Origin of the sequence: Streptococcus sp. S1 (assembly GCF_034137685.1) — a bacterium.
Taxonomy (GTDB): domain Bacteria; phylum Bacillota; class Bacilli; order Lactobacillales; family Streptococcaceae; genus Streptococcus; species Streptococcus dentalis.
Map to the genome: position 1 here is coordinate 1,450,108 of NZ_CP139418.1, position 23,975 is coordinate 1,474,082.

Below are 23,975 nucleotides of genomic sequence, written 5' to 3' on the forward strand. Positions count from 1 at the left end.
CAGAAGTTCTTTTTGTATTTTTATGATTAGAACAAACCGATAGCTGTTCCATCAGCGGCCACATCCATATTTAAAGCAGCTGGACGTTTTGGTAAACCAGGCATGGTCATCACATCCCCCGTCAAAGCGACAATAAAGCCTGCTCCCAATTTTGGAACCACTTCACGAATAGTGATTTCAAAGTTTTCAGGAGCTCCCAAGGCATTTGGATTATCAGAGAAGCTATATTGTGTTTTGGCCATACAGATTGGCAACTTATCCCATCCATTTTTCACGATTTGGGCAATTTGTGTCTTGGCTTTCTTCTCAAAATTCACCTTAGTACCGCGGTAAATCTCTGTAACAATCTTTTCAATTTTTTCTTCAACAGAAAGGTTGTTATCATACAAGCGTGTGTAGTTAGCTGGACTTGTTTCGATGGTATTAACCAAGGTTTCAGCAAGGTCAACTCCACCGTCCGCACCATTCGCCCATACACTCGCAAGCTCAACTGGAACATCAATTTCAGCACACAATTCTTTCAAAGCAGCAATTTCTGCTTCTGTATCTGTGATAAATTCATTGATAGCAACCACTGCAGGAATGCCAAACTTACGGATATTTTCAACGTGACGTTTCAAGTTGGCAAAACCAGCACGAACAGCCTCTACATTTTCTTCAGTCAAAGCATCCTTGATCACTCCACCGTTCATCTTAAGAGCACGGAGAGTCGCTACGATCACAACCGCATCTGGTGATGTAGGCAAGTTTGGAGTTTTAATATCAAGGAATTTTTCAGCGCCAAGGTCAGCCCCAAAACCTGCTTCTGTAATCGTATAGTCAGCTAAATGAAGAGCTGTCGTCGTTGCTAATACAGAGTTACATCCATGGGCGATATTGGCAAATGGACCACCGTGAACAAAGGCAGGTGTACCATAGATGGTTTGAACCAAGTTTGGCTTGATCGCATCTTTGAGGATCAAGGCAAGTGCCCCTTCCACTTCCAAATCACGGACATAGACCGGGCTACGATCATAACGGTAACCAATCACGATGTTGGCCAAACGACGTTTCAAATCTTCAATATCTGTCGCCAAGCAAAGGATGGCCATAATCTCAGAAGCAACGGTAATATCAAATCCGTCTTCACGCGGAATCCCATTTAAAGGACCGCCAAGACCGACAGAGACATGACGAAGAGCACGGTCATTCAAGTCCACTACCCGTTTCCAGATAATCCGACGTTGGTCAATACCTAGCTCATTTCCTTGATGCAAATGATTATCAATCAATGCTGAGAGAGCGTTATTAGCCGTTGTGATCGCATGCATATCCCCTGTGAAATGAAGGTTGATGTCTTCCATCGGTAGAACTTGGGCATAGCCACCACCAGCAGCACCACCTTTAATCCCCATAACTGGACCCAAAGAAGGTTCGCGAATGGCAATCATGGTTTTTTTACCGATTTTATTCAAAGCATCTGCTAGACCAATGGTAATGGTTGATTTCCCTTCTCCAGCTGGAGTTGGGTTGATCGCAGTGACTAAGATAAGTTTTCCTACTGGATTTTTCTCAACTTCACGAATCTTATCAAAGCTCAATTTCGCCTTGTATTTTCCATACAATTCAAGATCATCGTCTACCAAACCGATCTTCTTAACAACATCCACAATCGGTTGGAGTTCAATGCTTTGAGCAATTTCGATATCTGTTTTCATAAGGGACTCCTTTATATTTGATAGAACTATTATACCTAAAATTCGCGAAAATAACATGGTTTTTCCACCTTTTGAATCTAACGTTCGTTTTTTATGTGAATTTTATGGCTACACATAGCTAATCCTAATAGCTTCAGAACTTTACTTACGTATCTTTTTTGTGTAAAATAAGCATATGCATATTTTAATTACATCAGGCGGAACCAGCGAAGCCATTGATAGCGTTCGTTCGATCACCAATCATTCCACCGGGAGCCTAGGGAAAATTCTTGCAGAAATTGCTCTTGCAAAGGGACATCAGGTGACCTTGATCACAACGCCTACCGCGCTTAAACCCGATCCTCATCCACAGCTTCGACTTCTATTGATCCAGAATGTCGAAGAACTTCTCACACAAATGAAAACGGAAGTCCCTCATCATCAGGTTTTGATTCACGCTATGGCAGTCTCAGACTACACACCTGTTTACATGACAGGCCTTGAGGAAGTTGAGAAGGCTCAAGACCTTCATACCTTTATCCATCGCGAAAATCAGGAAGCTAAAATCTCTTCCAAAGAAGAATACCAAGTGCTCTTTCTAAAGAAAAATCCCAAGATTATCTCGCTCGTCAAAGAATGGAACCCTGCTATTCAACTGATCGGCTTTAAGCTATTAGTCGACGTTTCTTCTGAAGAGTTGATCCAGGTGGCGCGTGAAAGCCTCGTTAAAAATCATGCCAGCATGATCGTTGCCAATGATCTGACCAAGATTCAGAACGGTCAGCATCAAGCCTATCTAGTGACAGATGATCAGGTCCTAGAAGCTTCTACGAAAACAGAAATCGCAGAGGCTATCCTACGTTATATCAAATAAAAAGGAACATATGACACACATTACTTTAGCGGTTACCGGTAGTATTTCCGCCTATAAAGCTGCTGATATTACCAGCCAACTAACCAAATTGGGCTTTGAAGTGAAGGTCCTCATGACTCCTTCAGCCCAAAAATTTATCACCCCTTTAACCTTGCAAGTTCTTTCAAAGAATCAAGTAGGGCTTGATGTTATGATGGAAGACGATCCACAGCGGATCGAGCACATCGACATTGGGAAAGAAACTGACCTCTTTCTTGTAGCGCCGGCCAGTGCCAATACCATTGCTAAATTGGCTATGGGACTTGCAGATAATATGGTCACAAGCACAGCTCTAGCCTTGCCTCAAAGGACAAAAAAATTACTGGCCCCTGCTATGAATACAAAAATGCTAGAACATCCCGCTACCCAACGAAATCTAAAGCTCTTACAAGACTATGGTTACCAGATTATCCAACCTCGTGATGCTGTTCTTGCTTGTGGGGACAAAGGTGCTGGAGCTCTAGCGCCTGTAGAAACTATTGTAGAAACTGTTAAGGAGAATTGTTTATGAGAAAATCATCTTCTATTTCACGAATTGCCATCTTTTTTGCGGTGATGATCACCATTCACTTTGTGACATCTTTCATTCTGCAATTTGTTCCATCAGGAATTCAACCAACCTTGGTTCATATTCCTGTCGTGATCGCCTCTATCATATACGGTCCACGAATTGGAGCTATCTTAGGACTCCTCATGGGACTCTTTAGCCTCACTATGAATACCTTGGTTTTAACACCAGCCAGCTATCTCTTTAGTCCCTTTGTCCCTCACGGGAATCTCTACTCCCTTATCATTGCCATAGTCCCTCGGATTCTCATCGGGGTAACCCCTTACTTCGTCTATCGCTGGATTCGTAATCGTACTGGACTTGTGATCGCTGGAATTGTCGGCTCTATGACCAATACTGTTTTCGTTCTAAGTGGGATTTATTTCTTCTTTGGCAACAGTTTTGGAGGGGGGATTCAACATTTCCTTGGCTTGATTGTCTCTACTAACTCACTCATCGAAGTCATTGCGACAGTACTCATTACCAGTGCAGTCGTTCCATCTCTTGAAAAATTAAAATAACCTTTCAAGCCAAGACCAATTTATCTTGGCTTTTTTTGATGGTGAATTAGCTCTATTTTTTTGAAAAGATTTACAATTATCGCTAGAATTTTCTGAAAAAATTTGCTATAATGTAAGCGATTAAATTATAAGCAAAAAGGAGACGCTTGCATGACCTATCAAGAAAACTACCAAAAATGGCTCAACTTTGCTGAATTACCAGCTTACCTTCGTGATGAGTTGGTCGCAATGGATGAAAAAACAAAAGAAGATGCCTTCTATACCAACCTAGAATTCGGTACAGCTGGTATGCGTGGATTAATCGGTGCTGGTACCAACCGTATTAATATCTATGTTGTTCGCCAAGCAACTGAAGGGTTGGCCCAATTAATCGACTCAAAAGGTGAGGAAGCGAAGAAACGCGGTGTTGCGATCGCCTACGACAGCCGTCACTTCTCTCCTGAGTTTGCTTTTGAATCAGCTCAAGTTTTGGCTGCTCATGGCATCAAATCTTATGTATTTGAAAGCCTTCGTCCAACACCTGAATTGTCATTTGCTGTTCGTCATCTCCACACATTTGCTGGGATCATGGTAACAGCTAGCCACAACCCAGCTCCATTTAACGGATACAAAGTATACGGTGAAGACGGTGGACAAATGCCTCCAGCAGATGCTGATGCATTGACAGATTACATCCGTGCTATCGAAAATCCTTTCACTGTACAATTGGCTGACCTTGAAGAAAGCAAAGCTAACGGCTTGATTGAAGTTATCGGTGAAAACGTCGACGCTGAATACTTGAAAGAAGTGAAAGGCGTTAACATCAACCAAGACTTGATCAATGAATACGGGCGCGACATGAAGATTGTCTACACTCCACTTCATGGTACTGGTGAAATGTTGGCTCGTCGTGCTCTTGCCCAAGCTGGATTTGAAGCTGTTCAAGTTGTTGAAGCTCAAGCTGTTCCAGATGCTGACTTCTCAACTGTTAAATCTCCAAACCCTGAAAACCAAGCTGCCTTTGCTCTTGCTGAAGAACTTGGTCGCAAAGTAGACGCTGATGTATTGGTTGCAACTGACCCAGATGCTGACCGCCTTGGTGTTGAAATCCGCCAACCAGATGGTTCTTACCTCAACCTTTCTGGTAACCAAATCGGAGCGATCATTGCTAAATACATTCTTGAAGCTCACAAAACAGCTGGTACCCTTCCTGCAAATGCTGCTCTTTGTAAATCCATCGTATCAACTGAGTTGGTGACTAAGATTGCAGAAAGCTATGGCGCAACGATGTTTAACGTCTTGACTGGTTTCAAATTTATCGGTGAAAAAATTCATGAATTTGAAACACAACACAACCACACTTACATGCTTGGTTTCGAAGAAAGCTTCGGTTACCTGATCAAACCATTCGTACGTGACAAAGATGCTATCCAAGCCGTTCTTATCGTCGCTGAAATCGCAGCTTACTACCGCTCACGTGGTATGACTTTGGCAGATGGTATTGAAGAAATCTACAAACAATACGGCTACTTCGCAGAAAAAACCATCTCTGTTACCCTTTCAGGTGTGGACGGAGCTGCTGAAATCAAGAAAATCATGGATAAATTCCGTGGCAATGCTCCTAAACAATTTAACAAGACAGACATTGCTAAGACAGAAGACTTCTTGGAACAAACAGCTACTACTGCTGACGGCGTTGAAAAATTGACAACTCCTCCAAGCAACGTGCTTAAATACATCTTGGCTGATGATTCATGGTTTGCCGTTCGTCCTTCAGGTACAGAACCAAAAATCAAATTCTACATCGCTACAGTTGGTGAATCTGAAGCAGATGCTAAAGAAAAAATTGCGAATATCGAAGCAGAAATTAATGCATTTGTAGGCTAAAACACGAGGCTGGGACAAAAGTCCTAGCCTCTCAATTATTTTTTTGATTGTTGAGCAAGACGCAGTGGTTGAGTGGGCTCTACTACGCTGATTTCATCAGCTTTTACAGCCCTACTCAACTGTCCGGAGGTGGGACGACGAAATCGAATTCTAACGAATAACCGATTTCTGTCCCACTCTCTCTTTCTTTCGTAGCAAATACCAGCGATTTTATAGAAAATATGGCATACTAGACTTAGAAGAAAGCGAGGTAATCTCATGGAACAATTTTTAGAAGATATTAAAGATCTTGAAGTCACAACTGTCGCGCGTGCGCAAGAAGCGATCGATCAAAAAGAAACAGCAACCTTCTTTATCGGACGCAAGACTTGTCCTTACTGCCGGAAGTTCGCTGCTAAGTTGGCAACTGTCGTAGCTGAAACAAAAGCTCATATCTACTTCATCAATAGTGAAGAACCAAGTCAGCTAGACGCATTACAAGCCTTCCGCTCAACTTACGGCATCCCAACTGTCCCAGGATTTTTACATGTCGAAGCCGGTGAAGTCAGTGTTCGTTGCGACTCATCTATGTCTGAAGAAGAAATCAAAGCATTCGCTCATCTATAAAAAAATAGCTAGAGATCAGTCTCTAGCTATTTTTCATTTTCCGAAAAAGTCGTCCAAATCTTTTGCTGGGGTTTAGCAAAAGGATAGTCCGAAAATTCTTCTGGTGTTAACCAAACAGTCGATTCACTTGCTGGCTGTTCTCCTTCTTTTACCAGGCCGAATCGGATCTGAACCTGCCATTTGCGATGCGAAAAGACATGCTGGACGATAGGATACGATCTGTCTTGCCAATCAATGGCCAATTCATAGTCCTGTTCAAAGGAAAGAATTTCTGGGTTATCTCCTGCTTCTCCATTACCATCTAATAACGACAATTGTCCAAAGGGATCAGAAAGGCTATCCACTTCGATCAAAGGGAAATGCCAAAAACCAGACAAAAGCCCTTCTCGCTCATTTTTCTCCAGCAAGTAGCGCCCTTGACTATCCTTGATAATAAAGGCTGTTAGATAGACAGGTACCGGTTTCTTCTTAGGAGCCTTGATGGGATAACGATCCATGGTTCCATGTTGGTAGGCCGCGCTAAACTCCTTGACAGGACTTTCTTCTGGCCGTGGATTGACTGGGGACTCAATATCTGAGCCCAAATCCATCAAAGCCTGATTAAAATCACCAGGACGGTCTGGATCAATCAAGACTTCCATCATAGCTTGAAAAATCTTACGATTGGTTGGGATTCCGATATCGTAGTCGACCTCAAATAAACGAGCTAGAACCCGCATAACATTGCCATCCACTGCCGGCTCTGGCAAGCTAAAAGCAATACTGGCAATGGCACCAGCTGTATAAGGTCCAATCCCCTTGAGTTTTGATATTTCGTCATAACTTGATGGGAAAATACCCCCATGGTCCTCCATGATTTGCTGGGCTGCTTTCTGCATATTCCGTACGCGAGAATAATAGCCAAGACCTTCCCAAGCTTTTAAGAGCTTTTCCTCAGGTGCCTGAGCCAGATCCGCAATCGTCGGAAACCAATCTAAAAAACGCTCATAATAAGGAATCACCGTATCGACACGTGTCTGCTGGAGCATAATTTCTGAAATCCAAATTTTATAAGGATCCTGCGTCCTTCTCCAGGGGAGATCCCGTTTATTGGAATCATACCAGCCTAATAACTTTTCTCGGAAAGAGGCAATTTTTTCCTCCTCCCACATGATAATCCCGTAATCATTTAAATCTAACATATTCCTAGTATACCATAGAATGAGTTCAAGTTTAGAGATTCTGACTCTACCATAAAAAGGCCTAGGAAATTCCTAAGCCTTTCAATTATTCTTATTGTTCCACAGCCTGAGCTGCTGTAATCAAGGTCAATTTATAAACGTCATCTGCATTACATCCGCGAGAAAGGTCGTTAACTGGTTTGTTCAACCCTTGCAATACTGGACCTACCGCTGCAAAACCACCAAGACGTTCTGCCATCTTGTATCCAATGTTACCTGCTTCAATACCAGGGAAGATAAAGACATTGGCTTGACCTGCTACCTTGCTTCCTGGAGCCTTCAAGGCTGCAGTTGCAGGAACAAAGGCTGCGTCAAATTGCAATTCTCCGTCAATTTCAAGATCTGGACGAAGTTCATGGGCAAGCTTAGTCGCTTCGACAACCTTATCAACACTTTCACCGAAACCAGATCCTTTTGTTGAATAGCTCAACATAGCAATTTTTGGATCAATTCCAAACATCTTGGCTGTGATAGCTGAATTGATGGCAATTTCGGCTAATCCTTCAGCATCTGGATTGATGTTGATGGCACAGTCCCCAAACAAGTAGCGTTCAGATCCACGAACCATAAGGAAAGCCCCTGAAGTACGTTTTACATTTGGACGAGTTTTGATAATTTGCAAGGCCGGACGAACAGTTGCGGCTGTTGAGTGAATCGCACCAGAAACCATCCCATCAACAATTCCCATGTGTACCAACATGACACCAAAATAGTTAACATCGTCTTTCAAGACTTGACGCGCTTCTTCTGTCATTTTGCCCTTACGACGTTCTACCAAGGAAGCTACCATTTCTTCAAAACCTGGATAAGAATGAGGATCGATGACTTCATATCCATCCAAAACCCCTTCGATTTCAAGATAAATCCGAATTTTTTCCGGATTACCAAGCAAGACAGGGGTTACTTCTGTCTCGTTCACAATACGTTTTGTTGCTTGGAGAATACGAGGTTCTTCACCTTCTGGTAATACAATACGTGCATTCTTACCAACGAGGTTGGCTTTGAGATTTTCGAAAACTTCCATGAGTTTTACTCCTTTTAATAATTAATAACTTGTTTGAAGCTGTGTTAATACAGCTTGGAAATCTGGAGGTAGTGGACTTTCTATGACCAATTCTTCCTCTAGAAATGGATGATAATAGGATAGACGATGACAATGAAGGGCTTGGCGCTCAATGCCGTCTTCTAAACTGCCGCCATAGAGATCATCTCCCAAGAGCGGAAAACCAATATGGGAAAAATGAACGCGGATCTGATGGGTTCGACCTGTGTGTAACTGAATATCCACAAGGTGGATATCACCAAAAGATTGAACAACTTGGTAGCTTGTATGAGCATACTTGCCACCTTTAGCTACCTTTCGGGTGATAATTGAATCTTCATCACGCGCAATCGGAGCAATAATCTCTCCGACAGGATCAAGCTTCCCAGATCCCTTGACCAAGGCATAATAGCGTTTCTGAATCGTTTTAGACTGCAATTGCTTATCCAAGCGGGCATGGGCATAGCCATGTTTGGCAAAGAGCATGACGCCACTTGTATCCTTGTCCAAGCGAGTGACAATGTGGACCTGCTGGTTCTCATAGCCCTGTTTCACATAATAGCCTTTTACAAAATTGGCTAAGGTATTGGAATGAATCGCACTTGGAATAGAAGCAATCCCAAAGGGTTTGTTTAAGATCAAAAAATGATCATCTTCAAACAAAATATCCAAAGATCGATCCATGGGTTTCAGAGTTTCGAACCCTTCTTCTGCTGGAATATCAATGACCAAGCGATCCCCAATATCCAATAAATAAATTGCATTCTCCGAACGTCCATTGACAAGGATCTGGCCACCACGAAACTTAATCTTTGCTAAGAGACCCTTAGAAACCTCATGCTTTTTCAGGAAGGTCTTGACCTTGACATGCTCATCGACAATGAATTCAAATCTCATTCTCTATCATCTCCGATAAAGGCATCCTTGACCCGATTCCAGAAACTGGTATGACTGGAGCTGGCCACAAAATTAATCTTATGGTTGTCAATCTGGTATTCTACCTTTGCAATATTGCGGTAAGAATAGGTTGAATTATCAACAGAGATAATGTGGAAGCCAGGTCTTGTCGGTGTAATCTCGATCTTATCCTTTTTAGGGACAATGACAGAGGAACCCAAGGTACGATAAACACGGTTGTTGAGACTGGCGATCTCAGCGATCTGTAGCGCCTCAATAGTTGGGTGAAGGACTGCTCCTCCCAAGGATTTGTTGTAAGCCGTACTTCCTGTAGGAGTCGAAACGGTAATCCCGTCTCCTCTGAAGCGCTCAAAATCCACTCCATTAATCGTGAGATCGGCAACCATGGTCCGGTCGCTTCTCTTAATCGTCGCTTCGTTCAAAGCCCTCATGGTACGGGTTTCCCCATTGTCGAAAGTGATCTTGACATTCAAAATAGGGTAAGAAACCTTGGCACCTGTATCATATTTTAAATTCTCAACCAACTTATCGATTTCACTGTCTAAGTAATCCGTATAAAATCCTAAGTGTCCAGTATGGACGCCGATAAAACGCACGCGATCCAACTGCTGTTCATACTTGTGAAAGGCCGATAGCAACATCCCATCACCACCAATTGAAATCACAATATCCGGATGCTTCTCCGTCAAAATAAAATTATTTTTTCGAAGCTTGTAGCGCAACTGCTGAAAAACCTCTTCACTTTGACGCTTGCGATTGCGAATAATGGATACTTTTTTACCTGTAGTCTTCATCTGTGTCATCACTATTTCCAACGCCATCATTTAACTTACGATGAAGTGGATCAAACAGGGCTTGAGCCTCCTGAATCGCATCCCGAATTGCCCCCATCTCTTCATCCAAGAGATAGGCCAGGTTTGCTGTCGTCTCTAAGCGTTTTTTGATCTCGTCTGGAAAGTCTCCTTTATATTTATAATTAAGCGAGTGTTCAATGGTTGCCCAAAAATTCATGGACAAGGTCCGAATTTGAATCTCTGCTAAGATCGTTTCATTTCCATCAATGGTATCGACCGGGTACTCGACAACGACGTGGTAACTCCGGTAGCCACTTGATTTCTTGTGGCGGATGTAGTCTCGCTCTTGGACCACGCGCATATCCTGCCGTTGTCTCAGAACCTCTAGGATCTCATCCACATCGTCCACAAACTGAACCATGATGCGAAGACCAGCAATATCTTGCATATCCTGAGCCAGATTTTCTTCAGAAATATTTCTTCGTATCATCTTTTCACGAATACTCTCAATCGGTTTGACCCGTCCTGTAACAAACTCAATTGGAGAATGCTTTTGTTGCTTACGATATTGCTTACGAATCCCACGCAGTTTGATTTTTAATTCCCCAACTGCTTGGATATACGGATCTAAGAAGTTTTCCCAATCAATTGCCATCCTACCACCTTGTAATCTGAACCATTTTTGTATACAATAAACACATCTCTTATTATATCATGAATCGCTTTTGAAAAAAAGCAAAGGACCACAAAATGAACCATTTAGAAATTGAATACAAAACCATGCTAGACAAGGAGGAATACCAATCCCTCCTTCCACTTTTTGCTGATACAGAATTGGTTGTCCAAACCAATCACTATATCGATACACCTGACCAGCTCATCCGTAAGGAAAAAATGGCCTTGCGGGTGCGTACTTTCACAGATCAGGCTGAATTGACTCTCAAGGTCCCTGAAGCAGTTGGCCATTTCGAGTACAATCAAGACCTCAGCCAAGACGAAACCCAGGCGATCCTTCAACACCAACAGTTTCCTGATGGGGAAATCAAAAACCTCTTGATGTTAAAAGGAATCCCTGTTGAACAACTGGCTGTTTGGGGGAGCCTTACAACAGAACGATTCGAAAAAGAAACAGCTGAAGGCATAGTGGCACTAGACCACAATCTCTATCTAGATACTGAAGATTATGAGTTGGAAATCGAGGTCGAAACTGCTGAGCAGGAAGATAATTTCCATCAGTTCATGACAGACCATGGGATCGTCTACAAAGCAGCAAAAAATAAAATCGCCAGATTAGCGGAAAGATTGTAAAATAGCTGAAATTATCGCAAATTTTTGCTAAAATAGTGCTAAGATCAAAAATCTAAATGAGGTTGGAATCACATGTCAGATAAAAAAAATATGAAGCTCTTCTCTCTCAATTCAAATCCAGAGATTGCGCAAAAAATCGCGGATCACGCTGGGGTTCCACTTGGGAAAATTTCATCCCGTCAATTCTCAGATGGTGAAATCCAAGTCAATATTGAGGAAAGTGTTCGTGGATATGATATTTATATCATTCAATCAACCAGTTTCCCTGTCAACAATCACTTGATGGAACTGTTAATTATGGTGGATGCTTGCCAACGGGCCAGCGCAAATACTGTCAATGTGGTCATGCCTTACTTCGGTTATGCCCGCCAAGACCGTACAGCTGCTCCTCGTGAACCAATTACTGCTAAGCTCGTCGCAAACATGTTGGTCAAAGCTGGGGTGGATCGCGTCGTCACACTGGATCTCCATGCAGTGCAAGTTCAAGGTTTCTTCGATATTGCCGTAGATAACCTCTTTACCATTCCACTTTTTGCAGAACACTACATTAATAAAGGTCTAACAGGGCCTGATGTCGTAGTCGTCAGTCCTAAAAACTCTGGTGTCAAACGGGCTCGTAGTTTAGCTGAATATCTTGATGCACCGATTGCGATCATTGATTACGAGCAAGATGATGCGAACCGTGATTATGGCTATATTATCGGGGATGTCAAAGATAAGAAAGCGATCTTGATTGACGATATCCTCAATACTGGTAAGACATTCTCAGAAGCTGCGAAAATCGTCGAACGCGAAGGAGCTACTGAAATTTATGCTGTTTCAAGCCATGGCTTATTTGTGAAAGGAGCTGTCGAGTTATTAGACCAAGCTCCGATCAAAGAAATCTTAGTAACCGATTCTGTTGCTCCAAATGGGCCAACACCAAAAAATATTAACTATCTGACAGCTAGCGAACTGATCGCTGAAGCTATTGTTCGCATTCAAGAAAGAAAACCTGTTAGTCCTCTATTTGCCTACCACAAGAAATAAGGTCTTAATGTGATATATTTTGATAATGCCGCAACAACTCCCCTTCTACCTGAAGTCATTGATAAAATGTCTGAAACCATGAAGACCACTTTTGGAAATCCATCGAGCCTCCATGCTCATGGACGGATGGCTAGTAAACTTCTCCGAGAATCTCGCGAGCAAATTGCTCAGTCTCTCCATACTATTCCAAATCGTATTTTCTTCACTTCAGGTGGATCAGAAAGTAATAATACCGTTATAAAAGGCTACTGCTTGAAACACCAAACAGATGGCAAACACATCATTACTACCGCTTTGGAACACCATGCGGTTCTAGAACCCATCGAATATCTTGTAGAACGTTTCGGATTTGAAGTTACGATCGTCCAACCAAGAGATGGACGCATTCAGTCTAGTGATATCAAGGCTGCACTTAGACCGGATACTATTCTTGTCTCTACCATGTTTGCCAATAATGAGACAGGCGATCTGTTACCGATTAAAGAAATCGGAGAACTCTTAAAAGATCATCCAGCTGCCTTTCACGTTGATGCTGTCCAAGCAATTGGAAAGGTCCCTGTCTATCCCGAAGAGTTGGGAATTGATTTTCTCAGTGCTTCTGCCCACAAATTCCATGGCCCTAAGGGAGTCGGCTTCCTTTATGCGGCCGTCAAAGATTTTGATAATCTCTTACATGGTGGGGATCAGGAAAGTAAGATGAGAGCCAGCACGGAAAATCTCATTTCAATTGTCGGGATGGCAACCGCGCTTCAGCAAGCTACACTTCATCAAGAAGAAAATTTCAACCAGGTTCAAAAACTCGGCCAAGAACTAGTCAATGGTTTAGCAGCCTACGACTACTACGTAAATGCGAATGATGATCATCTTCCATTTGTTTGGAACCTTGGCTTTCCGGGTGTCCAAAATGATGTATTATTGATGCGACTCGATCTTGCTGGAATTTCTGTCTCTACAGGTTCTGCTTGTACCGCAGGTACCATTCAACCCAGCCATGTCCTTGAGGCGCTCTATGGAAAAGATAGCTCACGCCTAAAAGAATCCCTTCGAATTAGTTTTTCAGAACTCAATACCATAGAGGAGGTTCAAGACTTCCTCACAAAACTTAAAGAAATTTTATCATAGGAGAACAATATGACTTTTGAAACTAGTATCACATTGAAAGACTGCAAATATACCTATAGTCTTCACCCAAATATTAAAAAATATACCTTACGTGACAATACATTTGCTGTTACAAAAGTTGGAAATTACGAGTTGAATCGTTTGCTCGAAGCTGTTCCAAATAGCGGTGAAGGTTTCCTGCTTAAAATTATCTTCAACAAAGACCTCACTGGTTTTAAAATCAATATTACAGATAAGTCAGGTCTTCGCCTGGTTAATATCTTTAAAAATCCAGAAAATGACATTATCCAACAAAAATTCTATTTCTTAATGGATAGTCTCGTTGAAAGAGAAATTTTCAACAAAACAGAGGTTTAATATGGTAACCCTAACTTATATCGACGCGTACCAAGTAGAACGAACGACTACTTATCCCGACCTTGCAGCCTGCATCTTAGCTTTTTCAGGCTGTGTAACCTTACCTGACTCTTACTCAATCGTTTCCATTGAATACAAGGGTGAAAAGCTCCCCTATACGGGGCGTGTCGATGGACTCTATGCTTTTTTGAAAAAATTAGAACAAGCTAAAAACTAAGCTGATGATGATGGAACTCTCCCATCACCATCAGCTTTTTAGTTAGACAAATATATTTTTGAAAAATCGGTCTACATAGTTGATTTTTTCACAATCTTCCTATACAATAAGAGGGAAAGGTTGTGATATTGTGAAACATGATAAAAATACTCCAATTCCACGCGCAACAGCAAAACGCTTATCGCTCTACTACCGCATTTTTAAACGCTTTAACTCTGAAAAAATAGAGCGCGTCAATTCCAAGCAAATTGCGGATGCAATTGGGATTGACTCTGCTACCGTTCGCCGAGATTTTTCTTATTTTGGTGAATTAGGAAGACGGGGATTTGGTTATGACGTAAAAAAACTGATGAACTTCTTTGCGGATCTCTTAAATGATAATGCCATTACCAATGTCGCTATTGTGGGGATCGGAAATATGGGAAGTGCGCTTCTCAACTATCGCTTCCATGAACGCAATAAGATGAAAATTGTCATGGCGTTTGATCTTGACGATCATGAACTGATCAATACCAAAAGTAAGGACGGAATTCCCATTTACGGTATTTCCTCTATTAAAGAAAAGCTCAAACAAGAAGGCATTCAAACAGCCATCCTAACTGTTCCAAGCGTCAAGGCTCAAGAAGTGGCTAGCCTTTTGGTAGACGCTGGGGTCAAAGGGATTCTCAGCTTCTCACCAGTGCATCTGACAGTTCCTAAAGATGTCGTCGTCCAATATGTCGACCTCACCAGTGAATTGCAAACACTCCTTTATTTCATGCGAAAAAACGAAGAATAAAGACTTATACTTTAACAACAAAAAGGTTGGAACCAGAGGATTCCAACCTTTTTTAAACTAAATAATCTGTTTCTTCTCGATAACTATAGTAATTTTCTTCAGATACAATCAAGTGATCCAATAGGGTTAAACCCATCACTTCACAGGCCTCTAAGACTCGATGCGTTACTTCATCATCGTTTTTACTGGGAAATACGGCACCAGATGGATGATTGTGAGCCAAGATGATGGACGTCGCCATGTGTTTTAGTGCATAATGTAGGATTTCACGTGGCTCCGCAATACTTCGATTCACTGTTCCAATAAAAATGGTCTGTTGATGAATAATTTCATTCTGCGTATTCAAATAAAGGGCAACCAGGTGCTCCTGTTTCTTATGGCCGATTTCCTGTTGAATTTTATGGGCCAATTTCTGACTACTCATGATTTGTTCAGAACTCATCAATTCGTCTTTATGAATCCTTCGTCCAAACTCAATCACAGCTTGAAGTTCGATGGCCTTCACCCGGCCAATACCAGAGATTTCCTGTAGCTCCTCTAGGGTTAATTGACTTAACTCCTTTAAACTATTAACCGAACTCAAAAGACCTTGTGCAATCTCATAAACGCTTTTTTGCTTATTGCCTGTTCGCAAGAGAATGGATAACAATTCCTGATGACTCAGCTTATCCACCCCTTCAGAAACCAAACGTTCCCTAGGAAGCAAAGACGGTTCAATAAATGATATGTCGTACATAATTTCCTCCTCACTTATTAATTCGTAATAAATAGAGAAAACGACGACCTTTCATTATTTGCAGGCAATTTCTTGCTTCAAATCATCTAACACTAATACTTCATCTTTATTAAAGCGGATCTGATAACCTGTTTGAACTTGTTCAAGCTCCTTTAAAAACTGTTGAATTTCACAGCGAATCAGGTACTCCTGACTCTGAGGAATGGCCTCTAAAGCTTGGTAAACCTGTTCTACTTCGTAGATTCCTTTCGTAATTAATCCATTTCGTGGAAAATCATTTACTAAGAGATTATAGAAATGATGCAAGAGATGATAAATTCGCTCTTTTGTCACTATCCTACCTCCTTATCATACTCTTTCTCCTCTATTATATACTGAATTTCCCTCAATATTATGACAAGTTCCTTACATAATATTACCAATCTCTTACAATTTTACAAGAATTTCTCCTAGTTTCCTACATAGAAAAAGCCCAGACATTTCTGTCTCGGACTTTATTTTCTTAAAGTTGCATTTGATTATAAGACTTGCTGAATGAATCCAGGATGTCTTTTGGAGCCTTGTCATAGTCAACAGAGGTTTCCAAATTCCCTTTTACAATCGTACGGTAAGTCGCTGCAGCATCCTCACAGGTCACCAAAGTGATCTCATTAACGCCTTCACGATCTTGAATAACATCTACACGGTCTGGAGTCACTGTCTCAACTGACGAGATGACATAAGTATAGACTTTCTCTTTGTCCGTGATGTAGATCTTCATACCAGCCTTGGCTTTCTCTAATGGTGAAAACAACATGGCATTTGCACCAGTTAAGCCAAATACATGGTGACTGGCGAGAGAATAATTGCCTTGCCCCATAACTTGGTTTTCCTTCATGGTCCCTGCCCCATAGTAGAGGGCTACGTTTTCTAGTCCCTTAAAAATCGGAAGATTCATGTTCAATTCAGGAATCGAAATTCCCCCAATCACAGGAAGTTTCTGAGCCTTCCATTGGGCATTGATCACAGCTTCCGTCGAGAGTGACTTAACATGTTGGAAATCAAAGCTCGTTTTCACTTTTTTATTCTTATCAATGGTGTTTTTATCGACCTTGCTAACCTGGTATTGGTTGGTATGCCAAACCATAATCATATTTCGGATCGGAGCATTGAAAATTAAGAGAAGCGAGAGAATAATCAAAAGTGTTGCAACGATGTTGATAAGAGTATTGCGTAAACTCTTTTTCTTTTTTCTTCTGCGTGACATACTGTCCCCTTATCTATTCGTTTTCTTCCACTACTTCTTCATCTTTATCATCAGGCTGGACTGTTGTAAAGGTCACAATTTTCGCATCCTGATCCAGTCTCATAACTTTCACACCCTGAGTTGAACGACCCGTTTGAGAGATATTCCCAACATTTGTGCGAATCATGACTCCTGTATCGGTAATAATCATCAGATCTTCATCCCCTTTAACAGTTAAAAGACCAGCTAACGGACCATTTTTCTCTGTAATATTGGCTGTCTTGATTCCTTTACCACCACGGCCTTTGGTTGGGTATTCGCTAGCCATTGTACGCTTACCATACCCTTTTTCAGTGATGATCAATACTTCATCTTGATCCGTAACGACACTAGCTCCAACAACCTTGTCTCCTTCACGGAGATTCACACCACGTACACCTGTGGCAGAACGTCCCATATTTCGGACTACAGCCTCATTAAAGCGGACAGAATAACCATACTTGGTACCGATAATAACATCAGTGTTGCCATCTGTAAGGAAGACATTGATTAATTCATCCTCATCGCGCAGATTCAGCGCTTTCAGACCGTTCTGACGAATATTTGAAAATTCAGCTACATTGGTCCGCTTGACCAAACCTTTTCGCGTCGTAAAGAAGAGGTAGGCTTCGTCCCTGCGGTCTTGCTCCACATTAATAATGGTTTGAATCGATTCACCTTCGTCCAATTTTAAGAGATTGACGATTGGTAATCCTTTAGCTGTCCGACCATATTCTGGAATCTCATAACCTTTCAGACGATAGACACGTCCCTTATTGGTAAAGAAGAGCAAATGATCATGGGTGCTCGTAGATACCAGTTCCCGAACAAAGTCATCATCTTTGACACCAGTTCCTTGAACCCCTCGTCCACCACGTTTTTGAGCCGTAAATTCCGCTTGGTCCAGACGTTTGATGTAGCCTTTATTCGAAAGGGTGATCAAGACATCTGTTTCTTCAATCAAGTCCTCATCTTCAAGAGAAAGGACTTCTCCGATCATCAACTCAGTTCGGCGAGCATCACCAAACTTGCGTTTGACTTCTTCCAATTCTTCTTTGATGATGGTAGCCACACGTTCTGGTTTAGACAAAATGTCAACCAAATCAGCAATCAGGGCAACCAAATCATCATATTCACTTTGGATCTTGTCTCGTTCCAAACCGGTCAAACGACGAAGACGCATGTCCAAAATGGCTTGACTTTGACGTTCAGAAAGTTTGAACTTCGCCATCAATTCAGCCTGTGCTTCAGCGTCTGTCCGGCTATTGCGGATAATCCGGATCACTTCATCTATGTGATCCAAGGCAATCAGCAAACCTTCTAAAATATGGGCACGTGCTTCCGCTTTTTCTTTATCAAAGATGGTCCGTCGAGTCACCACTTCTTTCTGGTGCTCAATATAAGCCCCTAAAATTTGGCGAAGAGAAAGAATCTTTGGAACACCATTTTGGATCGCCAACATATTGAATCCAAAATTGGTTTGCATTTGAGTCATCTTAAAGAGATTGTTCAAAATAACGTTAGCCGAAGCATCTCGGCGGACCTCAATCACAAAACGAACCCCTTCACGGTTTGATTCATCCCGTACAGCTGTAATCCCTTCGATCCGTTTTTCTTGCACCAAGCGAACGATGTGCTCGTGAACCTTGGTTTTATTGACCATATAAGGGAACTCAGTAACAACAATCCGTTCACGGCCACTCTTGGTTACTTCAATCTCTGTACGAGAACGAAGAACGATTGAGCCTTTTCCGGTTTCATAGGCTTTGTGGATACCTGATTTCCCCATGACCAAAGCACCTGTCGGAAAATCTGGACCAGGAAGAACTTCCATGAGTTCACGGGTCGTTACCTCAGGATTATCCATCATCAACTTCACTGCGTCAATGGTTTCTCCCAAATTGTGTGGAGGAATATTGGTTGCCATCCCAACGGCAATCCCTGTAGCACCATTAACGAGAAGGTTAGGGAAACGTGCAGGGAGGACCAAAGGTTCGCGCTCGCTGGCATCGTAGTTATCAGCGAAATCAACTGTATTTTTGTTGATATCCCGCAACATTTCAAGAGCGATCTTACTCATACGAGCTTCTGTATACCGTTGTGCAGCGGCACCATCACCGTCCATAGAACCAAAGTTTCCATGACCGTCTACTAACATGTAGCGATAACTCCACCATTGCGCCATCCGAACCATGGCTTCATAAATAGAGGAATCCCCGTGTGGGTGGTATTTACCCATAACATCCCCTGTGATACGGGCTGATTTCTTATGTGGTTTATCTGGTGTAACACCTAATTCATTCATTCCGTACAAAATACGACGGTGAACAGGTTTCAAACCATCCCGAACATCAGGGAGGGCACGAGCAACGATAACACTCATGGCATAATCGATAAAACTCGTCTTCATTTCTGATGTTAAATTCACATCAATTAGATTCTTATCCTGCATTCAAAAAATGCCTCTCTTTACTTAATTCACCATACTATTATAACACATTTTAGCCTATTTTTCTTCTAAGGAGTACAAATGTAAAAACGTTTACATCAAGGATTCATACTGTATCAGATGACAAAGACTTTCAAAAGTGGTAGAATGAAGACGTATGAGAATCTATCTCAAAAAAATATGAAGGAGACGTTTAGACTCATGAATTTGACTAAACAACACAAAAAAGTTATCCTTGTCGGTGACGGTGCCGTAGGTTCATCTTATGCATTTGCACTTGTCAACCAAGGAATTGCACAAGAGCTTGGAATTATCGAAATTCCTCAATTGCACGAAAAAGCTGTTGGAGATGCGCTTGACCTTAGCCACGCCCTTGCCTTCACTTCACCTAAGAAGATCTATGCGGCTGAGTACGCTGACTGTGCAGACGCTGAGCTTGTTGTAATTACTGCAGGTGCTCCTCAAAAACCAGGTGAAACACGCCTTGACCTTGTTGGTAAAAACCTTGCGATCAACAAATCAATCGTTACAGAAGTTGTGAAATCTGGATTTAACGGTATCTTCCTTGTAGCTGCTAACCCAGTTGACGTATTGACATACTCTACATGGAAATTCTCTGGATTCCCTAAAGAACGTGTTATCGGATCAGGTACTTCTCTTGACTCAGCTCGTTTCCGTCAAGCTTTGGCTGAAAAATTGGATGTGGACGCTCGTTCAGTACACGCCTACATCATGGGTGAACACGGTGACTCAGAATTCGCAGTATGGTCACACGCTAACATCGCTGGGGTAAACCTTGAAGAATTCCTTAAAGACACTCAAAACGTTCAAGAAACTGAATTGATTGAATTGTTTGAAGGCGTTCGTGACGCTGCTTACACTATCATCAACAAAAAAGGTGCTACATACTACGGTATCGCTGTTGCCCTTGCTCGTATCACTAAAGCAATCCTTGATGACGAAAATGCAGTACTTCCACTTTCTGTATTCCAAGAAGGTCAATATGGTGTTAGCAACGTCTTTATCGGTCAACCTGCCATCGTAGGTGCACACGGTATTGTTCGTCCAGTGAACATCCCATTGAACGATGCGGAACAACAAAAAATGAAAGCTTCTGCTGATGAATTGAAAGCAATTATTGATGAAGCATGGAAGAATCCAGAATTCCAAGCAGCTTCTAAAAACTAAGCAAATAATCAAACACCATGTCTAGGACATGGTGTTTTTTTATCTTATGAACATTAAAAAGGAGACCCGAAGGCCTACTCCAACTTTTAAAAATGCTTCTTGGCCTTGAAACAAAAAAGAGAGCCTCTCAGCTCTCCTACCGTCATCCACCCTGAGGGAATCGAACCCCCATCTCAAGAACCGGAATCTTACGTGATATCCATTACACTAAGGGTGGCAACTATGATAGTATATCAAAAAAACAATCATTTTACAAGTAAAAAAAGCTTACCAAAAGGTAAGCTTTAAAAATATTACAATTCGATATCGCCAAACAAGTCAGCCATTGAGAATCCAGTTTGAGTTTCTGGAAGTTCAAAGTCACGTTTTTCTTGTTTTGGACGACGTGGACGTTGTTGACGTTTTTCTTGTTTTTCGCCTTCTTCTTGAGCTGGACGTTCTTCAAGTGCTTTGATAGAAAGTGATACACGTTCATCAGCAGCATTTACTTCAAGAACTTTAACAGTTACTTCTTGTCCAACTTTAAGAACATCTTTTGGATTTTCAACACGTTTGTGTGAAATTTGTGAGATGTGAACAAGTCCATCGATACCTGGCAATACTTCAACGAATGCACCAAAGTCAGTCAAACGTTTAACTGTACCTTCGATGACATCACCAGCAGCCAATTTTTGTTCAACGCCATCCCATGGTCCAGGTGTTGTAGCTTTCAATGAAAGTGATACACGCCCTTCTTCTTCGTTCAAGTCAAGAACTTTCACTTCGATTTCTTCACCAACAGTTACAACTGATTTAGGTGAAACGTTGCGTTCGTGTGACAATTCAGTCAAGTGAACCAATCCATCAACACCACCAAGGTCGATGAAAGCACCGAAGCTAGTGATACGAGCAACTTTACCAGTTACAACATCACCAACGTTCAATTTACCAAATACTTCAGCGCGTGCTGCAGCTGATGCAGCTTCAACAACTTCACGACGAGAAAGGATGAAGCGGTTTTCTTTTGCGTCAACTTCTTTGATTTTAGCATCAAATTCTTGACCTACGAAACGTTCAGTGTTACGTACAAAACGAGTATCAAGCATTGAAGCTGGAATAAATCCACGAAGTCCTTCAAATTCTACTGAAAGTCCGCCCTTAACAGCGCGAGTTCCTTTAACAGTAACAACTTCTTCTTCACGTCCGACCAATTTGTCCCATGCTTTGCGAGCTTCCAAACGTTTTTTAGATACAAGGTAAGTTACTGTATCAGTATCTTTACCAACTACTTGACGAAGAACAAGCAATTCAAGTGTTTCACCTGGTTTTACCAAGTCATTGATGTCAGCATCACGATCGTTTGTCAATTCGCGAAGAGTCAAAACACCTTCGACACCAGTTCCAGAGATTGCAACGTTAGCTTGGTTCGCGTCAACTGTCAATACTTCAGCAGTAACAACGTCACCTGGTTCAACTTGGCTAACACTGTTTAGCAAATCTTCAAATTCATTCATCTAAAAAATCCTCCAACAATCAAGTTTTCTAAAACTTGACATACTTATAATTATTTTTCCTAAGCAAGCACTCGCAACGAAATCAAAATGATCTACAACGACTTCTTCATATAAAGAAATAAAATACCTGAGTAGATATTTTACCACCTTATCTGATATTACCTAGAACTGGGGTAGCTGGATTCGAACCAACGCATGAGGGAGTCAAAGTCCCTTGCCTTACCGCTTGGCTATACCCCAAAAAGAGCGCTGACATTAGTCACTTTATCATCGTCACAATGAACGCTAATGGAGAGAGAGGGATTCGAACCCCCGAACCCGAAGGAGCGGATTTACAGTCCGCCGCGTTTAGCCTCTTCGCTATCTCTCCATATAAATCAACAGGATCTATTATACCATTGATTTATTTTGATTGCAAGCCCTTATTTATTCAAATTATAATTTTCTATTAAAATTTCAACGGCTTTTTCAAGTTTTTTGTAAAGAGAATCCACATTTCCATTTTTGATAATGGCAAACTGACCTGCCATGTCTGCAATTTCCCCAATCGTTTTCTTTCCAATGGACAAAGTGAAACCATCAAAAGTGTCTTTCCCGACGGTTACTTTACTATCAACGATTTGAATCTTAATTTTCTTATCTTTTTTACTCATTTCAACCCTCTTTTCACTTTTTCTATTTTACAAAAATTCTCTTGATGACGCAAGAGAAAAGGGAGTGGGCAGAAAGAATTTAGTTAGAAATTCCTTCTTTATCCCACCCCCGCAAGAGTCATTCGTCACTCTTTTATTCCTAAAAGCGAATGAAGAGAAACATTAACGACTGCGTTCTTTCGTTAAGACTCGTTCTCATTGAAGTCTGGACACTTTTGTCTCAGACGCTTTCGGTTTAATCGACTTTGACAATCCATCCTTCTGGCGCTTCGACATCACCAAATTGGATACCGGTCAACTCGTCATAAAGTTTACGTGTGACAGGACCTACTTCTGTTTCAGAATAGAAGACATGGAAGTCATCCCCGTGTTGAACGCCTCCGATCGGAGAGATGACAGCTGCGGTACCACAAGCTCCTGCTTCTACGAAGCGATCCAAATCATTGATAAAGACATCCCCTTCAATTGGTGTCATACCAAGACGGTGTTCTGCCAAGTAAAGCAAAGAGTACTTGGTGATCGATGGCAAAATAGACGGACTCAATGGCGTCACAAATTCGTTACTAGCAGTGATACCAAAGAAGTTTGCAGAACCTACTTCTTCAATCTTGGTGTGCGTCGCTGGATCAAGGTAAATCACGTCAGAGAAGTTACGATCATGCGCAATCTTACCTGGCAACATACTAGCTGCATAGTTCCCACCAACTTTTGCAGCCCCTGTACCATGTGGTGCAGCACGGTCATACTCATCTTGAATCAAGAAGTTCGTTGGGACCAAACCACCTTTAAAATAGTTACCGACAGGCATGGCAAAGATGGTAAAGATATACTCATCTGCTGGATGCACACCAATAATATCACCAACCCCAATCAAAAGTGGACGAAGGTAAAGGGTAGCTCCTGTACCATATGGTGGAACATACTCTTCATTGGCTTTTACCACTGCCTTACAAGCATCTACAAACATGTCAACAGGTACTTGAGGCATCAGCAACCGATCTGCTGTGCGTTGCAAACGTTTGGCATTTTGATCTGGACGGAACAATTGGATACTTCCATCTTTTGTACGGTAGGCTTTCAACCCTTCAAAGGCTTGCTGACCGTAATGCAAACTTGGAGAAGATTCGGACAAATGCAAGGTCGCATCTTCTGTCAATTCCCCTTTTTCCCAAGCTCCATTGCGATAATGTGCCAAATAGCGATAGGGTAATTTCATATATGAAAAGCCAAGGTTTTCCCAATCAAGTGATACTGTCATGATAGTGCTCCTTTTAATTC

The 23,975-nt window shown here is 41.8% G+C and carries 25 protein-coding genes and 3 tRNA genes; 12 read left to right on the forward strand and 16 right to left on the reverse strand.

Translation table 11 applies throughout. The features are described 5' to 3' along the window. Positions 1-26 precede the first annotated feature (26 nt). A complete protein-coding gene (locus SM121_RS07050; RefSeq protein WP_125826346.1) occupies positions 27-1,697 on the reverse strand; it encodes a formate--tetrahydrofolate ligase in 1,671 nt (556 codons plus the stop codon). A gap of 175 nt (positions 1,698-1,872) precedes the next feature. Here SM121_RS07050 and SM121_RS07055 point away from each other — a divergent pair, with 175 nt between their 5' ends. From SM121_RS07055 to SM121_RS07075, 5 genes are all read left to right on the forward strand, one after another. Then, on the forward strand, positions 1,873-2,550 hold the full coding sequence (locus SM121_RS07055; protein WP_320910721.1) for a phosphopantothenate--cysteine ligase: 678 nt from the start codon (positions 1,873-1,875) through the stop codon (positions 2,548-2,550). A 10-nt stretch (positions 2,551-2,560) separates the two neighbouring features. Next, positions 2,561-3,100, forward strand: a complete 540-nt coding sequence (gene coaC, locus SM121_RS07060) for a phosphopantothenoylcysteine decarboxylase (protein ID WP_049490880.1) — start codon at positions 2,561-2,563, stop codon at positions 3,098-3,100. Then, the gene (locus tag SM121_RS07065) at positions 3,097-3,657 is read left to right on the forward strand and encodes an ECF transporter S component (protein WP_045759407.1); all 561 of its coding nucleotides are present in this window, start codon (positions 3,097-3,099) and stop codon (positions 3,655-3,657) included. The genes coaC and SM121_RS07065 overlap by 4 nt, the downstream gene beginning before the upstream one ends. A 150-nt stretch (positions 3,658-3,807) precedes the next feature. Beyond that, complete coding sequence (locus tag SM121_RS07070) at positions 3,808-5,523, forward strand: phospho-sugar mutase (RefSeq protein WP_320910722.1); 1,716 nt, start codon at positions 3,808-3,810, stop codon at positions 5,521-5,523. Positions 5,524-5,781: 258 nt separating this feature from the next. Then, entirely contained in the window at positions 5,782-6,129 is a 348-nt protein-coding gene (locus SM121_RS07075) for a thioredoxin domain-containing protein (protein ID WP_070661389.1), read from the forward strand. Between the two features lie 26 nt (positions 6,130-6,155). Here SM121_RS07075 and mutY read toward each other — a convergent pair whose 3' ends face one another. From mutY to SM121_RS07100, 5 genes are all read right to left on the reverse strand, one after another. Continuing rightward, positions 6,156-7,310 carry an A/G-specific adenine glycosylase gene (mutY, locus tag SM121_RS07080; RefSeq protein WP_320910723.1) on the reverse strand — a complete coding sequence of 385 codons (1,155 nt, stop codon included), beginning with the start codon at positions 7,308-7,310 and terminating at the stop codon, positions 6,156-6,158. 91 nt (positions 7,311-7,401) lie between these two features. After that, positions 7,402-8,373, reverse strand: coding sequence for a phosphate acetyltransferase (pta, locus tag SM121_RS07085; RefSeq protein WP_320910724.1), 972 nt, complete (start codon positions 8,371-8,373; stop codon positions 7,402-7,404). Positions 8,374-8,394: 21 nt separating this feature from the next. Further along, positions 8,395-9,288, reverse strand: coding sequence for an RluA family pseudouridine synthase (locus SM121_RS07090; RefSeq protein ID WP_155171776.1), 894 nt, complete (start codon positions 9,286-9,288; stop codon positions 8,395-8,397). Continuing rightward, a complete protein-coding gene (locus SM121_RS07095; protein ID WP_303660007.1) occupies positions 9,285-10,103 on the reverse strand; it encodes an NAD kinase in 819 nt (272 codons plus the stop codon). Before SM121_RS07095 ends, SM121_RS07090 begins: the two co-directional genes overlap by 4 nt. Then, complete coding sequence (locus SM121_RS07100) at positions 10,087-10,758, reverse strand: GTP pyrophosphokinase (RefSeq protein WP_003003504.1); 672 nt, start codon at positions 10,756-10,758, stop codon at positions 10,087-10,089. Before SM121_RS07100 ends, SM121_RS07095 begins: the two co-directional genes overlap by 17 nt. A 95-nt stretch (positions 10,759-10,853) precedes the next feature. Between SM121_RS07100 and SM121_RS07105 the strand changes: the two genes are divergently transcribed. The 6 genes from SM121_RS07105 to SM121_RS07130 all read left to right on the forward strand — a co-directional run bounded on the left by SM121_RS07105 (position 10,854) and on the right by SM121_RS07130 (position 14,914). Further along, complete coding sequence (locus tag SM121_RS07105; RefSeq protein WP_320910725.1) at positions 10,854-11,411, forward strand: CYTH domain-containing protein; 558 nt, start codon at positions 10,854-10,856, stop codon at positions 11,409-11,411. A gap of 72 nt (positions 11,412-11,483) precedes the next feature. Further along, the gene (locus SM121_RS07110) at positions 11,484-12,440 is read left to right on the forward strand and encodes a ribose-phosphate diphosphokinase (protein ID WP_003007186.1); all 957 of its coding nucleotides are present in this window, start codon (positions 11,484-11,486) and stop codon (positions 12,438-12,440) included. A 9-nt stretch (positions 12,441-12,449) separates the two neighbouring features. Then, positions 12,450-13,562: a cysteine desulfurase family protein gene (locus SM121_RS07115; RefSeq protein WP_320910726.1), complete on the forward strand. Its 1,113-nt coding sequence runs from the start codon at positions 12,450-12,452 to the stop codon at positions 13,560-13,562. Between the two features lie 9 nt (positions 13,563-13,571). Beyond that, entirely contained in the window at positions 13,572-13,919 is a 348-nt protein-coding gene (locus SM121_RS07120; protein WP_003003501.1) for a DUF1831 domain-containing protein, read from the forward strand. A gap of 1 nt (position 13,920) precedes the next feature. Beyond that, the gene (locus SM121_RS07125; RefSeq protein WP_151379063.1) at positions 13,921-14,136 is read left to right on the forward strand and encodes a DUF4649 family protein; all 216 of its coding nucleotides are present in this window, start codon (positions 13,921-13,923) and stop codon (positions 14,134-14,136) included. 130 nt (positions 14,137-14,266) lie between these two features. Then, positions 14,267-14,914 carry a redox-sensing transcriptional repressor Rex gene (locus SM121_RS07130; protein WP_320910727.1) on the forward strand — a complete coding sequence of 216 codons (648 nt, stop codon included), beginning with the start codon at positions 14,267-14,269 and terminating at the stop codon, positions 14,912-14,914. A 52-nt stretch (positions 14,915-14,966) separates the two neighbouring features. Here SM121_RS07130 and radC read toward each other — a convergent pair whose 3' ends face one another. From radC to gyrA, 4 genes are all read right to left on the reverse strand, one after another. Next, the gene (gene radC, locus SM121_RS07135) at positions 14,967-15,650 is read right to left on the reverse strand and encodes a RadC family protein (protein WP_003011667.1); all 684 of its coding nucleotides are present in this window, start codon (positions 15,648-15,650) and stop codon (positions 14,967-14,969) included. A gap of 54 nt (positions 15,651-15,704) precedes the next feature. Beyond that, positions 15,705-15,983: a hypothetical protein gene (locus tag SM121_RS07140; RefSeq protein WP_003003299.1), complete on the reverse strand. Its 279-nt coding sequence runs from the start codon at positions 15,981-15,983 to the stop codon at positions 15,705-15,707. A gap of 169 nt (positions 15,984-16,152) precedes the next feature. Continuing rightward, positions 16,153-16,896, reverse strand: a complete 744-nt coding sequence (locus SM121_RS07145; protein ID WP_003012209.1) for a class A sortase — start codon at positions 16,894-16,896, stop codon at positions 16,153-16,155. Between the two features lie 13 nt (positions 16,897-16,909). Continuing rightward, positions 16,910-19,366: a DNA gyrase subunit A gene (gyrA, locus tag SM121_RS07150; protein WP_320910728.1), complete on the reverse strand. Its 2,457-nt coding sequence runs from the start codon at positions 19,364-19,366 to the stop codon at positions 16,910-16,912. A gap of 198 nt (positions 19,367-19,564) precedes the next feature. On the opposite strand from gyrA, the gene SM121_RS07155 reads away from it, so the two are divergent. After that, positions 19,565-20,551, forward strand: a complete 987-nt coding sequence (locus SM121_RS07155; protein ID WP_320910729.1) for an L-lactate dehydrogenase — start codon at positions 19,565-19,567, stop codon at positions 20,549-20,551. Between the two features lie 145 nt (positions 20,552-20,696). Here SM121_RS07155 and SM121_RS07160 read toward each other — a convergent pair. From SM121_RS07160 to SM121_RS07185, 6 genes are all read right to left on the reverse strand, one after another. Continuing rightward, positions 20,697-20,768 (reverse strand) — tRNA-Arg (locus SM121_RS07160). Between the two features lie 76 nt (positions 20,769-20,844). Further along, a complete protein-coding gene (gene rpsA / locus SM121_RS07165; protein WP_320910730.1) occupies positions 20,845-22,044 on the reverse strand; it encodes a 30S ribosomal protein S1 in 1,200 nt (399 codons plus the stop codon). Between the two features lie 168 nt (positions 22,045-22,212). After that, a tRNA-Gln gene (locus SM121_RS07170) sits at positions 22,213-22,284 on the reverse strand. 49 nt (positions 22,285-22,333) lie between these two features. Then, positions 22,334-22,414, reverse strand: a tRNA-Tyr gene (locus SM121_RS07175). 52 nt (positions 22,415-22,466) lie between these two features. Next, entirely contained in the window at positions 22,467-22,697 is a 231-nt protein-coding gene (locus SM121_RS07180) for a DUF2969 family protein (protein WP_320910731.1), read from the reverse strand. A gap of 235 nt (positions 22,698-22,932) precedes the next feature. After that, on the reverse strand, positions 22,933-23,955 hold the full coding sequence (locus SM121_RS07185) for a branched-chain amino acid aminotransferase (RefSeq protein WP_320910732.1): 1,023 nt from the start codon (positions 23,953-23,955) through the stop codon (positions 22,933-22,935). Positions 23,956-23,975 lie beyond the last annotated feature (20 nt).